The sequence below is a fragment of the Streptomyces cinnamoneus genome (assembly GCF_014650495.1).
Taxonomy (GTDB): Bacteria; Actinomycetota; Actinomycetes; order Streptomycetales; family Streptomycetaceae; genus Streptomyces; species Streptomyces cinnamoneus.
Genome location: NZ_BMVB01000035.1, coordinates 33682 through 47652, shown reverse-complemented (window position 1 = coordinate 47652; position 13971 = coordinate 33682). Strand labels below are relative to the sequence as shown.

The following is a 13971-nucleotide window of genomic DNA, read 5'->3' as shown; positions in this document are numbered from 1 at the left end:
GCCAACATCACCGCGTCCTGCAATTACGCGGCCGACAAGTACGGCTCGATGGACAACGTCAACTCCGCGTACTGATCCAGCCGGGCAGTCACTCGCCGAAAGGGCGGCGGCATCCACTGCGGATGCCGCCGCCCTTTCGTGTGTTCTGCGCTGCTGCTCACTCGTGCGCTTCGGCTGCCACCGGCTTGGGGATCAGGAAGGACGTCGCGATGGCGGCGGCCAGGATGACCACTCCCGCGATCATGCCGGCGGTGTACCCGTCGGCCGAGGCGGGGTCGTCGGGCAGGACCGCGGTCTTGACGGCGTACAGCAGGGCGAAGCTGAGGCCGGCGCCGAGGTTGAACGCACCGGCGTTCAGGCCGGGGAGGAAACCCGGGTTCTCGGAGGGGGAGAGGACGATGCCCAGGCCGTTGAGGACGATGTTCGCCACACCGGCGTAGGTGATGCCCACGAGGACGGAGGTCGCGAGGAGCATGCCGTGCGAGTGGGCGGGAAGGGTGGCGATCATGAGGATGACGGACGCCACCGCGCCCACCAGGCCGATGCGCAGGACGCGACGGTAGCCGAAGGTCGCGGCGAGCCGGCCGGCGAGCGGGCCCATGGCCAGTCCGGCGAGCGCGTAGGGCGTGAGGGTCCACCACGCGGACTCCTCGGCGCTCATGCCGAGCCCCGCCTGCGCGTCCTGGGCGAAGGACGGGATGAGCCCGTTCATGACGGCGAACACGCCGGTCATCGTGAGCACGGTGGTCAGCAGCGTCGCCCACGTACCGCGCTGCTTGAGGTGACGGGTGGCGACCAGCGGGTGGCTGCTGCGGTCCTCGGTCCGCCAGAAGAGCGCGAAGGCGATCGCGGAGAGGACCACCAGAGCGGCCACCATGCCCCAGCGGGCGGCCCCCAGCTTGCCGGCCTCGTTGAGCGCGATGAGGAGCGAGCCGACCGAGACGACGAGGAGGGCGACGCCCGGCCAGTCCATGCGGTCCGCGGCCGGGACCTTGGTCTCCGGCGTCAGGGTGGCGACGAGGACGGTGGCGACGGCCGCCACGGCGGCCATGGCCCAGAAGACGGACTGGAAGCCGTGGTTGTCGGCGAGGAACCCGCCGGCGAGCGAGTCGACGCCGGCGATGCCGCCGTTGACGGCGGTGATCACGCCCAGCAGGGTGCCGTACCGCTTGGGCTCGGTGACCTCGACCCGCAGCATGATCAGGCACAGCGGAACCGTCGGGCCGGACGCGCCCTGGATGACACGGCCGACGAACAGCATGGGCACGCTCTGCGCCAGGGCGGCGACGACGCAGCCCACGGCCATGAGGGCCAGCATGCCGACCAGCACCTTGCGCCGGCCGATGACGTCGCCGAGGCGGGGCAGGAACAGGGAGAACAGGGCCGCCGAGGTGAAGAACGCGGTCTGCGTCAGCCCGATCTCGGCGGAGGTGGCGCCGAGGCTGTCCTCGATGCTCTTGAGCGCGGGGCTGAGCATGCTGGCGTTGAGCTGGAAGGCGATGCAGGCCGTGAGGAGCGCGGCCACCAGCACGCCCACCCGGGTGGTGCGGCCGCCCGTCGCGCCGGCGGTGCCGTCGGCGGCGCTGCGTTCGGCGCGGTGGTCAGAGAGAGAAACGTTCATGCCTCGACGTCTTCGTGTGCGGCGGTCAACAGGTGCGGTCACAAAAAGAGCCCCTGTTCGGATGAACAGCGGCTAAAAGTACCGTCCCGGTCATTTTGCCAGCCCCGCCCGCCTTCTCCGCCCCGCCGCCGCCCGCCGGCCGCCCGCGCACCCCGCCGGGCAGCGGCCCGGCGGGCGGGCGTGTAGGCGGGGTCACACCCCGACCGCCTCCTCCATCTCCTCCTCCGTCGCGGGGGCGGGTGCCGCCGGCGCCGGCTTGCCGCGCCGGGCCTCGACGGCCGCGGCGACGGCGACCGTGACGACGCCGACGGCCAGCCACGCCGCCAGCGTCCCCACGTGCCGTCCGAGCCCCGTGCTGTCGAAGTAGACGAGGCTGCGCGTGCCCTCGACGAAGCCGGCGCCGTTCCAGAAGGAGTGCAGGGCTGCGAAGAAGCCGTTCTGCAGCTCGGGCCGGTACACGCCGCCGGCGGTGGTGAAGTTGAGCATGACGAACAGCACCATCACGCCCAGCGTGGTCCAGCGCTTGAGGAAGGTGTGCAGCCCGGTGCCGACGAGCAGGATGCCCGCCGAGTACACCCACGCCATCGTCCACAGCCCCGCCAGCCCGCGGTCGACCAGATGGAAGACCGGTCCGGCGAAGACCGCGCCGATCACGCTCACCACCAGCGACATCGCTGCGGCCAACGTCACACGCATCCGCATGGCCAGCGCCCCGCCCGCGCCGCCGATCACCGCGACGGAGGCGTAGGAGCCGATGCTCAGCGCGACGAGCAGGAAGAAGATGCCCTGGCCGGTGGGGTCGCCCTCGGCCGGCGGGACGACGTCGGTGACCTTCAGCGGGCTGCCCTGGTGCAGGGCGACGGGCGTGAAGACCTTCTGGACCGCCATGGCGGTGGTGTCCGACCCGGCGGAGGCGATCAGCAGCTCGGGAGAGCGCCGGTCGGGGACGTAGGCGCCGAAGACGTCCTGCTCCTTCAGCTGCCGTATCGCCTCGGTGCGGTCGGTGACCGTCCGTACCGCCAGACGGTCTCCGGCCTTGTCCTCGATCGTCCTGGCCAGGGCCCGGGCGTCCGTGCCCTGCCCGACGACCGCGACGGGAAGGTCGTGCGGGGCCGGGTGGGCGAAGGCGCCCAGGTAGGCCAGGCCCATACCGATGCACATCAGGAGGGGGGTGAGCAGGTGGGCGAGTACGTGACGCAGTGCGCCGCCGGTCGTGTTTCTCATCGGCGTTTCCTCGGGAGGTCGGCGGTGGGCAGGGGCTGGGGAGCGGGGGACGTGGGCAGGGGGCGGTCGGAACACACCCCCGAGATGGTTGGCAAATACAACCTACCCCAGAGGTTGTACTATACAACTACGACCTTGAGAGGAATCCCCGTGGCCCACCGTGACGAATCCGTGGCGACCATCCAGCGCGAGCTGACCGCCTTCGCCCGACGTGCCCGCGCCACCGCCGCCCGCATGCACCCCGAGCTCTCGCTCGTCTCCTTCACCCTGCTCGCGCACCTGGAGGACCAGCAGGGCTGCCGGGCGACGGACCTCGCCGCCCACTACCTGCTCGACAAGTCGACGGTCAGCCGTCAGGTCGCCACGCTGCAGCGCCTCGGTCTCGTCGAGCGTCGCGTCGACCCGGACGACCAGCGCGTGCAGGTGCTGCACCTGACCGCCGCGGGTGCCGAGACGCTGGCCCAGGTCGCCGCCAGCCGGCTGGCGGCCTTCCAGGAGCGGCTCGCCGACTGGAACGAGGCCGACCTCAGCCGCTTCGCCGACTACCTCCTGCGGTACAACGGGGCGGCGCAGGACCCGTCGGCGGACGGCTAGCCGGCCCTGGAGCACGGACCTCCGCTCACTTCACGACGACCGTGACCTTCCAGGGGAGGATGACCTGGGCGCAGACGTGACCGGCGTCGGGAACGCACCTGCCGGAAGAGCCGACGGTCGTCGTCCCGGCTTCCCCCGCCCGGAAGTCCGCGGTGACGCTCCCGTCCGGCGAGGCCGAGGAGCCGGTCGGCAGGAGCACCCAGAAATCGCCGGTCACCGGCTTGCTCCAGACCCATGTCGCCCCCGGGGTGCGGGACCCGGTGAGCCGGACCGTCACGACGTCACCGCTGTTCACCGTCACGGTCCGGCCGTGGTCCTTGTTCGTCAGCACCGTCTCGCCCGCGGGCGCCGGTGCCGGCACGGCGGGTGCGGATGCGGACGCGGGCCCGGTGACCGCCACGGCGGTCAGCGCCAGCCCCAGGGCGAACGGAACAGTCAGAATCCTCGTGGTTCCCACGTAGCCACCTCGATCCGTCGGAGCGCTTCCGTCGGTGACTCGTCTACCCGCCCGCAGGCCCCGCCGCCGCCCCCTTTTCACGCCATCCTGCGCGCATCTTCCGGCGCACGCCTCACTCGCCCAGCAGCCGCCTCACCACGCGGCCGAAGACCAGGCGGCCGCACCGGTTCATCAGGGGGTCGGCCAGGCGCGGCTGTCCCTTGACGCGCAGCGCCTCCCGCCAGATGACGTAGGAGCCCGTGCCGTCAGGGCCCACCTCCAGTTCGGCCCACCCGGTGATCACCGCACCGCGTTTCTCCAGGCGGCAGCGGCCGGGGGTGGCGTCGGAGGGCGGTTGCCAGCGCACGACCTCCATGATGTCGTCGACGACCGCCCGGCCCGCCCCGGTCCGTGCCACGAAGCGCGTCCCCACGCCCGTCGGCGGTGTCGTCGTCACGACGATGCGGGTGAGCGGCACATGGTCCGCGTGGCGTTCCCAGTCGGTCAGCCGGCGCCACGCCTCACCGGTGGACGACCGGGAGCGGTGCCGGACGAGGAAGGGCGTCATGGCGGCATCGTAGCCAGCGGCGCGGGCGGGGCACCGGCCCGGCGCGAGCGCACGTCAGCGCCGCAGGTAGCACCGTGTGGTGGTGGAGCCGGGCAGGGTGTGGGTACGGACGAGGTCGCTGAGGAAGTGCACCAGGAGCAGGCCGCGGCCGCCCGGCCGGTCCGGCGGGGGCGGGCACCGGCCGGCCAGCGGGTCGCCGATGTGGCCGCGGTCCTCGACCTCCCACACGACGTGCTCCGCATCGGCCCAGATCCGCACGGTGCCGCGGCCGCCGCCGTGCAGGACGCTGTTCGTGGTCAGCTCGGCGACGGCCAGGGCGAAGTCGTCGCGGCGGCCGGGCGCCAGGCCCAGCGCGACGGCGCGTTCGAGGACGAGGTGGCGGGCGTCGGGAAGGAGGTCGCCGTCGAAGGAGAACGAGAACACCAGCCCGCCGGGCGGGCCCGGCAGCGGCTCGTTGTACGCGGCGATGACCCGGTCCGGGGCGTAGGACCCGCTGACGAGCTCCACCCCGCCGCTGATGACGACGGGGTGGGTGGCGTGGGCGTCCGTCAGCACGTGGGGGGCCAGCCGGGACGCGTCGTACGGGCACAGGATGGTGACCCGGCGGCCGGTGAACGCGTGGTTGATCAGGGCCTCGTGCTGGGCGCAGGCGGGGTACTCGGTGGGGGAGCGGCCGGCCCAGATCGGTTCGCCGATGAGGCGGACGTGCCGGCCGGGGTGGGCGTCGGCGAAGGCGAGCAGCACCCGGGGGATGATTCTGCCCGGGTTGCGCCCGGCCTGCTGCATGTCCACGAACGTCACGCCCGACCCGTCCTTGCCGAGCTCCCCGCGCAACAGCTTCAGGTTGTCCTCGGGGACGGCCACCGCGACCGGGTCCCCGGCCTCCAGCCCGGCCCGGACGAACGCCACGTTGGCGGAGAGGTACTCGAACTGGTCGCGGTAGAACAGCGCCGGGTGCGTGAACACCTCCGCGCCCGCCGTCGATTCCCTCACTCCGTCACCCCGATCACCCACACGCCGGACCAGTGCCCTCCCAGGATGGGGCGCAACGTGGGCGGTGGGGCACGACATCATGGAACCGGTACCTCTCCCGCACCGCGGCCGGGATCACTGCTCGGTGAGCAGGTGCCCGCGGAGCTTGGTGAGCGTACGGCTGAGCAGCCGGGAGACGTGCATCTGGGAGATGCCCAGCTCCTCCCCGATCCGGGACTGCGTCATCTCCTTGCCGAAGCGCATCCGCAGTATCTCCCGCTCGCGCCCGTCGAGGCCCGGCAGGAGCTGCTTGAGGACCTGGATGTTCTCGATCTTCTCCAGGTTCTCGTCGGTGGTCCCGATGCGGTCGGCCCAGGGGCGGGTGCCGGTGCGGCCGCGCTGCGGGGCGTCCTCGTCGGTGGGCATGTCCAGGGAGTTGGCCCGGTAGCCGTTGCTGGCGATCTGCGCCTCGATGATCTCCTCCTCGGAGAGGTCCATCACCTCGGCCAGCTCCTTGACGCTGGGGGAACGGCCGAGGCGGCTGGAGAGCTCGTCGGTCGCCCGGGCCAGCTCGACCCGCAGTTCCTGCAGCCGCCGCGGCACGTGGACGGCCCAGCTGGTGTCACGGAAGAAGCGCTTGATCTCGCCGGTGACGTAGGGAATGGCGAAGGTGGTGAACTCCACCTCCCGCGTCAGGTCGAAGCGGTCGATCGCCTTGATGAGGCCGATGGTGCCGACCTGGACGATGTCCTCCATCTGTTCGGCACGTGACCGGAAGCGGCCGGCGACGAAGCGGACGAGCGACAGGTTCATCTCTATGAGGGTGTTGCGCACGTACTGGTACTCGTGCGTCCCCTCCTCAAGAACCGTCAGCCGGTCCAGGAACAGTTTGGTCAGGGACCGGGCGTCCCGCGGGTCGAGGCCCGCCGGGTTCGCGATGTCCGGCAGCACGCCGGTCTCCGTCCCCGTCTCTCCTCGTGTGCTGTTCCTCTCGGTCCTTGCCGACCGCGTCGCATGTGTGGTGGTCACGCGCACACCCCTCCTTTGCTCTGCTGTCGGTCCGGCTTCTGCCCGTCAGCCGGGACCTCATTCCCCTGCGGAGCGAATTTCCTTGGCGGGGCCGGAAGCCGGGCGGCCCCGGTGGGCGGATGCGGTCCGAGGAGGGGTGTGCGGTCAGTGCGACGGCAGGTGCCGGGCGAAGAAGGAGAGGACACAACCGCGGACCGAGGGCACCGAGACGGCGGGATCGATCGCCCCGATGAGTCGGACCCGGTTCTCGGCGGTCATCAGCCCGGCGGCCTGCAACTGGGGTGCCAGGGCGGCGTAGTCGGTGAACACCCCGTGCGTGGCGTTGCGGAGCAGTCCCCGGCGGGTGCGCCCCTGCGGGTGGGCGAGCATGGCCGACCAGGAACGCTCGAACCGCTCGTCACGGAAGCCGTCCGTCCCCAGCAGCAGGAGCGGCCGGTCCACCCCGTCACGGGCGACCGGGAACAACTCCCCTTCCCGGCCCGAGGCGTCCGGCGGGTAGTCGAGGTAGCCCTCCAGGTTGACCGCCGCGCGGATGCGACGGTCCTCGTACAGCGCCTCGGCAGCGGTGGTGCCGCCCGCCGAGTGGCCGTAGACGCCCACGCGTCGCAGGTCGAGCGCCCGGCCGAGGCCCGGCGGCAACGGCCGGTCCTCCGCGTCGGGGTTGCGCCCGGCCGCCAGCGCTTCGAGCTGGTCCAGGACGAAGCGGGTGTCCGCGATCCGTGTGCCGATCATGGTGCGGAAGAGCTCCGGCCCGGGCGCTCCGCGCAGGACGGTGGAGCGCAGCTTCTCCCGGTGGGCCGTCGCGGTGGGGAACTCCACCTCACTGGCGTCACCGGGGTGATCGATGGTCACCACCACGTACCCGCGGCTGGCCAGTTCTTCGGCGAGCCCGGTACCCAGAGTGCGGGGATCGCCGCCGCCCGGGCTGTACAGCAGCACGGGGCGCGGTACGGCATCGGCCGGTGCGTTCGTGTGCGCGTGGGTTGCGGTGGCAGCCCAGTCCACACCGGTCTCCGGCAGCTCCGGGTGCACTGCGTGGCCGGAGTCCACGAAGGACCGGGCGGCCCCGGCGGTCATCTGGCGGGCGACCGGACAGCCGTGGACGGATCGGGCCGGGTAGAAGACGGTGGTCATCACCTCGCGGACCGGGAGGGCGCTCTCCCACGGGTCGCGCCGGGAACGGTCGACCAGGTGCAGCGTGGTGACCCCGATCCGGTGCGGGCCGGTCGGCGCCGGCAGCCGCAGGGTGACGGTGCCGGTGGCGTCCGCCCTGCCCGCTGCCCGGGCCTGCGCGGCGCCGGCGCCCCTGAACAGCAGCGCCATCGCCGCGACGGCGGACGTGGTGACGGTGCGCCGATTGACCATCCGATTGCCCATCTGATGCATGGCTCTCCCCTTGGGTGTCGCTTGCGGCACTGTGACGCCGGTCCTTGCGCCTGCCGGTGGCCCCTGCGTGAATGACGGGGGCATGACGTGAATGCTGGCGCGCGGCGGGGAGCGCGGGCCAAGGTTGAGGCCCTGGCCGAAACGATGGTGCGAGGCCGTCAGGGAGAGTAGTGATCCGGATCCACTTCACGGCAGCGGACTTCGCCGGCGTGCGGTTCGCCCCCCGGCCGGCGCCGCTGCAGGAGTTGAACACGGCTCTGCTGAAGATGTGCGTCCGTGACGACGAGCTGCTCTACGGCCGCTGGAGACAGCGGCTGCTCCGGTCCCTGCCGGCCGCCGTGGAGCCGCTGGCGGACCTCGTTCCCGCGCGTGAGGCCCCCGCGTTCATCGACGTGTTCAGCGACACGCTGACGGACGGGCTGGACACCGTCCGGGCGTCGTCCCCGGAGCTGGTCCGCTCCGAAATCGAGCGCGTGTACGCCCGTCATGCGGCGCCGGCCCCGCTGTGGATCCGCGACCTGCACCGCGGGGAAGCCGACGCCTGGCAGCTCCTGCGCCGTGCGCAGCAGGCGGCGTTCGAGGCGATCCTGCGCCCCGTGTGGCCCCTGGTGCAGGACCTGCACCACAGGGAGTTCGCCCGCCATGCGCTGACGACCGCCGAGCACGGCATCGGCGCCGCGCTCGCCGCGCTCGTGCCCGGCAGCCGGCTCCACGAGGGCATCTGGGAGGTCGGGGCACCGGGGGAACGGGACGTCAGGCTGTGCGGCCGTGGGCTGGTGCTCGTACCCACCTTCCACTGGACCGGTCACCCCCTCGTCGCCGACCTGCCGGGCCGTCCCCTCCACGTCACCTATGCGGCCGGTCCGGGCCTGCCGCTCTCCCCGGCCGGGGCGGGTGGTGCCGGTGGCACGGAGGAGGCGTTGGCCGGGGTCCTCGGGCGCACCCGTCTCGACCTGCTGGTCCTGCTCGCGGACGAGCACACCACGAGCGGGCTCGCCCGCCGGCTGGGCGTCAGCAACGCCACCGTTTCCGCCCACACCGCGGCCCTGCGCGGCGCGGGCCTGATCAGCACGGCCCGCGCCGGCCGGGCGGTCCTGCACCGGCGCACCGCGCTGGGCGCCCTGCTGGTGCAGCGGGGCGGGGCCGGAGCCGGGCACCGCCCCCGGGCCGGGGGAACGCCGCGCCGGTGATCCGGCCCGTCGCGGCGTTCCCGGTGCACCGCCGGTCCCACGATCTGCGACATCCGCCCCGGCTGCTTATGGTGCTCGTATGGGTGGAACGAGCGACGGCGACGGCCCTGGCCCCGGCGCCCGGACCTCCACGGGGGGACGGCCTCGTTCCGGTGAACGGTGGAGGGCCTTCCGTCACTCGCCGTTCTTCCCGGCCACGATGCTCGTCCTCATCGTGGCCGCGGCGGCCGGCCTCTTCGCCGGCTCGTACACCTACGCCATGGCCAATCCCACGCCCCACAGGGTCCCCACCGCCGTCACCGGAGTGCCGGCGCCCGAGGTGAAGCGGGCCGAATTCATCCAGGGCATGGAAGAGGCGCTCGGCGCCGAGCTGACACTGCACCACTACGAGACGTACGAGGCCGCCCGGAACGCGGTGGACGAGCAGCGGGTCTACGCCATCCTCCAGGAACGCCCCGGCGCGGCCGAACTGGACGTCTCCGGTGCCTCCGGCGCCACCGTCGCCCAACTGCTCGCCGAGACCGCGCCGAGCGTCGGCAAGGCCATGGGCGTGCCGGTGACGGTGCGGGACGTCAACCCGCTCCAGGAAGGCGACCCGCGCGGTCTCGCCCTCTTCTACATCACCCTCGCCGCCGTGATCGTCGGCTTCGTCGGCGCCATCCAGTTCGGCGTCCACGCCCTCGAACTCAACCCGGCCGAACGCATCGCCTTCACCGCCGGCTACGCACTGCTGGGCGGGTTCACCATCGCGGCGGTCGTCGACTGGGGACTGGGCGCGCTGCGCCTGCCGTTCGCGGAGTCCTGGCTGATCCTGGCCCTGACGATGTTCACCTCGGGCATGGTCTTCACCATGTTCCACACCCTGATCGGACGGTGGGCGATGCTCCCCACGTGGGGCCTGCTGGTCCTGCTGGGCAACCCGTCCTCCGGCGGGGCGGTCTCCTGGCCCCTGCTCCCCTCCCTCCTCGGCGAGATCGGCCGCTGGCTCCCCCCGGGCGCCTCCGTCAACGCCCAGCACACGGCGGTCTACTTCGGCGGCCACCAGCACGTCTTCCCCTTCGCCGTCCTGGCGGCCTGGTCCGCCGTCTCCTGCACCGTCTTCTGGACCTGGCGCCACCGCCACCCGGGCGGCCGGGAGGAGCCCGCGCCGGCGGCGGCGCCGACGGGGTGAGGGGGGCTGCTGGATACCGCCCCGCGGCCACCGATCGCGCGGGCCGGACCGGTCCATGGCGTGCTGGACGTCAACTGCCGCTCGTGCCAAAGGATCACGCCGGGTGGGTTCACCTGCGATAGCCTCGCAACGGCGTATGTGTCGTACCGGTCGGTCCGGGCCCCGCCCCTTGGCCGGCGCAGATGGTGACGGACCGGTGCGTGTGGGCGCATTTCCTCTTCACCGTGTGTCGGACGAGCGGAACGAGGCTGGTACATGAGCGACAGCACGCTGGACGACTGCCTGCCCGGGTCCCGCGGAGGGGCGCCGCGCGCCACCGGCGATCCGGTGGAGCCGGAACTGCGGCAACTGCTGGCGGGGCTGACCGCCGTGCGCGACGGGGACTTCGGGACCCGGCTGCCCGACGACGGCGAAGGGCTGCTCGGCGAGATAGCCACCGTCTTCAACGGGATGGTCGACCAGCTGGCGTTGTTCACCTCCGAAGTCACCCGCGTGGCCCGCGAGGTCGGCAGCGAGGGCATCCTGGGCGGTCAGGCCGACGTCAAGGGCGTCTCGGGCACGTGGCGGGACCTGACCGACAACGTCAACGTCATGGCCTCCAACCTCACCGGCCAGGTGCGGTCCATCGCCCAGGTCGCCACGGCCGTGGCCCGCGGCGACCTCTCGCAGAAGATCACCGTGGAGGCGAAGGGCGAGGTCGCCGCGCTCGCCGGCGTCATCAACGTCATGGTGGACACCCTGTCCGCGTTCGCCGACGAAGTCACGCGCGTGGCCCGCGAGGTCGGCACCGAGGGCATCCTCGGCGGCCAGGCCCGCGTGCCCAACGTCGCGGGCACCTGGAAGGACCTCACCGACCACGTCAACTCGATGGCGAACAACCTGACCAACCAGGTGCGCAACATCGCCCAGGTGACCACGGCCGTCGCCAGGGGAGACCTGTCGAAGAAGATCGACGTCGACGCCCGCGGCGAGATCCTGGAGCTGAAGGAGACCATCAACACGATGGTCGACCAGCTCTCCGCCTTCGCCTCCGAAGTCACCCGCGTCGCCCGCGAGGTCGGCAGCGAGGGCCGGCTCGGCGGCCAGGCCGAGGTCGAGGGCGTGTCCGGCACCTGGAAGCGGCTGACCGACAACGTCAACGAACTGGCCGGCAACCTGACCCGCCAGGTGCGGGCCATCGCGGAGGTCGCGAGCGCCGTCGCGGAGGGGGACCTGACCCGGTCCATCACCGTCGACGCGTCGGGCGAGGTGGCCGAGCTCAAGGACAACATCAACTCCATGGTCGGGTCGCTGCGCGAGACCACCCGCGCCAACCAGGAGCAGGACTGGCTGAAGTCCAACCTGGCCCGCGTCTCCGGGCTCATGCAGGGCCACCGCGACCTCGCCACGGTCGCCGAGCTGATCATGGACGAGCTCACGCCCCTCGTCGGCGCCCAGTACGGCGCGTTCCACCTCGTCGAGGAGGCCGCGACCGGCACCGTCCTCCGGCTCATCGGCTCCTACGGCTACCCGGACGACGCCGAACGCCCGCCCTGCATCCCCATGGGGCGTTCGCTGGTCGGCCAGGCCGCCCGCGGGCGGCGCACCATCGTCGTGGACGGGCTCCCGGCCGGCTACGTCACCATCAGCTCGGGGCTGGGCCGTGCCGACCCGGCCAGCCTGATCGTGCTGCCCATCGTCGCCGAGGACCAGGTGCTGGGCGTCATCGAGCTGGCGTCGGTGACCGCGTTCACGCCCGTGCACCGCGACTTCCTCGACCAGCTGATGGAGACCGTGGGCGTCAACGTCAACACCATCCTGGCCAACGCCCGCACCGACGAGCTGCTTGCCGAGTCCCAGCGCCTGGCCGCGGAGCTGCGCGCCCGCTCGGAGGAGCTCCAGGTCCAGCAGGACGAACTCCAGCGGTCCAACGCCGAGCTTGAGGAGAAGGCGGCGCTGCTCGCCTCCCAGAACCGCGACATCGAGCACAAGAACCTGGAGATCGAGCAGGCCCGCCAGGAACTGGAGCAGCGGGCCCAGCAGCTGTCCCTGGCCTCCACGTACAAGTCGGAGTTCCTGGCCAACATGAGCCACGAACTGCGGACCCCGCTCAACAGCCTGCTCATCCTCGCCCAGCTCCTGGCCCAGAACCCCACCAGGAACCTCACCGCCAAGCAGGTCGAATACGCCGGCATCATCCACTCCGCCGGATCCGACCTGCTGCAGCTGATCAACGACATCCTCGACCTGTCGAAGGTCGAGGCCGGCAAGATGGACATCACGCCCGAACGCATCCCGCTGCACCACCTGCTGGAGTACGTCGAGGCCACCTTCCGCCCCATGACGGCACAGAAGGGCCTGGACTTCCGGATCACCACGGGCCCCGGGCTGCCGGCCGACGTCCTCACCGACGACTCCCGGCTGCGGCAGGTCCTGCGCAACCTGCTCTCCAACGCCGTCAAGTTCACCGAGGAGGGCGGCGTCGAGCTGCGGATCGTTCCCGTCGGCGAGGCGCAGCTGCCCGACCCCGTCCACCGCGGCGGGCCCGTCATCGCCTTCGAGGTGAAGGACACCGGCATCGGCATCGCCGAACACCAGCTGGAGACCGTCTTCGGCGCCTTCCAGCAGTCGGACGGCACCACCAGCCGCACCTACGGCGGTACGGGGCTGGGCCTGTCGATCAGCCGTGAGATCGCCTATCTGCTCGGCGGTGCCGTCACGGCCCGGAGCACCCTCGGCCAGGGCAGCACCTTCACCCTGTACCTGCCCGTCGCCCGCCCGGACTTCCAGGAGAGGAGCACCGCTCCGCAGACCGGCGGCCTGGAGCGGGCCGTGGGCGCCGACGGCACGGACGCACCGGCCGCCCTCCCCGCCGCCCCCGCCCGTCGCAGGGTGCTGGTGCTGGAGGAACGCCCGCGCGGCCTGCTGTCCCTGGTCGCCGAGAGCGCCGTGGCCGACCTCGCCGACACCCGGCGGACGCCCGGCCGGACCGTGCCGGTCGACGCCGTCACGGCCGAGAGCGTCACGGCCGAGAGCGTCACGGCCGAGGTCGTCACGGCCGTCGACGCCCAGGAAGCGGCGGCCTCGCTCGCCACCGGACCGTGTCACTGCGTGGTGCTGGAGGCCGGCATGCCGACCGGGGCGGCCCTGCGCCTCCTGGAGGCCATGGACGGCGATCCCGCGCTGTGCAGCGTCCCCGTCCTGGCGCACAACGGCCGTCGCCTGGACGCCGCACGCGAACGAGCCCTCCGGGAGCGCGCCGTCAACAGGCCGGTCGAACTCCTCTCCAGCCTCGACGAACTGCGCGAACGCATCACCTTGCACCTGTCCGCCGACGCACCCGCCGACGCACCCGCCGACGCCCTGCCCCCGGTCCGCGAGGACACCCCCGCACAGGCCGAGCCGCCGGCGGGAGGCGGCGCACTGGCCGGGCGGACCGTGCTGGTCGTCGACGACGACACCCGCAACGTCTACGCGCTCACCGGCATCCTCGAACTGCAGGGCATGCGCGTGCTGCACGCGGAGAACGGCCGCACCGGCATCGAGACCCTGCAGAGGCACCCGGAGACCGACGTCGTCCTCATGGACGTGATGATGCCGGAAATGGACGGCTACACGGCCACGACTGCGATCCGGGCCATGCCCCGCCACGCGGACCTGCCGGTCATCGCCGTCACGGCCAAGGCCATGCCCGGCGACCGGGAGAAGGCACTGGCCTCCGGGGCGAGTGCCTACATCACCAAACCCCTCGACGCCGACGACCTGATCGCCTGCATCCAGCGCTCACTGAACGTGTAGACC

General features: G+C 72.1%; 11 protein-coding genes and 1 pseudogene. 5 read left to right on the top strand and 7 right to left on the bottom strand.

The window, feature by feature from the left end:
• A pseudogene (locus IE182_RS32290) lies at positions 1-75 on the top strand (transglycosylase SLT domain-containing protein); the annotation flags it as partial.
• Positions 76-157: 82 nt separating this feature from the next.
• Here IE182_RS32290 and uriT read toward each other — a convergent pair.
• Together uriT and IE182_RS29335 are read right to left on the bottom strand one after the other, a co-directional pair.
• Positions 158-1621, bottom strand: a complete 1464-nt coding sequence (gene uriT / locus IE182_RS29340) for a uridine transporter UriT (RefSeq protein WP_190113011.1) — start codon at positions 1619-1621, stop codon at positions 158-160.
• 192 nt (positions 1622-1813) lie between these two features.
• Positions 1814-2845 (bottom strand): YhgE/Pip domain-containing protein, encoded by a 1032-nt coding sequence (locus tag IE182_RS29335; protein ID WP_190113010.1) that lies wholly within the window; start codon positions 2843-2845, stop codon positions 1814-1816.
• 150 nt (positions 2846-2995) lie between these two features.
• On the opposite strand from IE182_RS29335, the gene IE182_RS29330 reads away from it, so the two are divergent.
• The gene (locus IE182_RS29330; RefSeq protein WP_229845215.1) at positions 2996-3439 is read left to right on the top strand and encodes a MarR family winged helix-turn-helix transcriptional regulator; all 444 of its coding nucleotides are present in this window, start codon (positions 2996-2998) and stop codon (positions 3437-3439) included.
• Positions 3440-3464: 25 nt separating this feature from the next.
• Here IE182_RS29330 and IE182_RS29325 read toward each other — a convergent pair whose 3' ends face one another.
• From IE182_RS29325 to IE182_RS29305, 5 genes are all read right to left on the bottom strand, one after another.
• A complete protein-coding gene (locus tag IE182_RS29325; protein WP_190113008.1) occupies positions 3465-3896 on the bottom strand; it encodes a hypothetical protein in 432 nt (143 codons plus the stop codon).
• 112 nt (positions 3897-4008) lie between these two features.
• Positions 4009-4443 carry an SRPBCC family protein gene (locus IE182_RS29320; RefSeq protein WP_190113007.1) on the bottom strand — a complete coding sequence of 145 codons (435 nt, stop codon included), beginning with the start codon at positions 4441-4443 and terminating at the stop codon, positions 4009-4011.
• A gap of 54 nt (positions 4444-4497) precedes the next feature.
• Entirely contained in the window at positions 4498-5436 is a 939-nt protein-coding gene (locus tag IE182_RS29315) for an anti-sigma factor RsbA family regulatory protein (protein WP_229845213.1), read from the bottom strand.
• A 114-nt stretch (positions 5437-5550) separates the two neighbouring features.
• Entirely contained in the window at positions 5551-6444 is an 894-nt protein-coding gene (locus tag IE182_RS29310; RefSeq protein WP_190113006.1) for an RNA polymerase sigma factor SigF, read from the bottom strand.
• A gap of 144 nt (positions 6445-6588) precedes the next feature.
• On the bottom strand, positions 6589-7830 hold the full coding sequence (locus IE182_RS29305; protein ID WP_229845212.1) for an alpha/beta hydrolase family protein: 1242 nt from the start codon (positions 7828-7830) through the stop codon (positions 6589-6591).
• A gap of 170 nt (positions 7831-8000) precedes the next feature.
• On the opposite strand from IE182_RS29305, the gene IE182_RS29300 reads away from it, so the two are divergent.
• The 3 genes from IE182_RS29300 (at position 8001) to IE182_RS29290 (ending at position 13968) form a co-directional block, all read left to right on the top strand.
• A complete protein-coding gene (locus IE182_RS29300; RefSeq protein WP_190113005.1) occupies positions 8001-9020 on the top strand; it encodes an ArsR/SmtB family transcription factor in 1020 nt (339 codons plus the stop codon).
• 79 nt (positions 9021-9099) lie between these two features.
• Positions 9100-10191, top strand: coding sequence for an ABC transporter permease (locus tag IE182_RS29295; RefSeq protein ID WP_190113004.1), 1092 nt, complete (start codon positions 9100-9102; stop codon positions 10189-10191).
• 255 nt (positions 10192-10446) lie between these two features.
• The gene (locus tag IE182_RS29290) at positions 10447-13968 is read left to right on the top strand and encodes a HAMP domain-containing protein (RefSeq protein ID WP_190113003.1); all 3522 of its coding nucleotides are present in this window, start codon (positions 10447-10449) and stop codon (positions 13966-13968) included.
• The last annotated feature ends 3 nt before the right edge of the window (positions 13969-13971 follow it).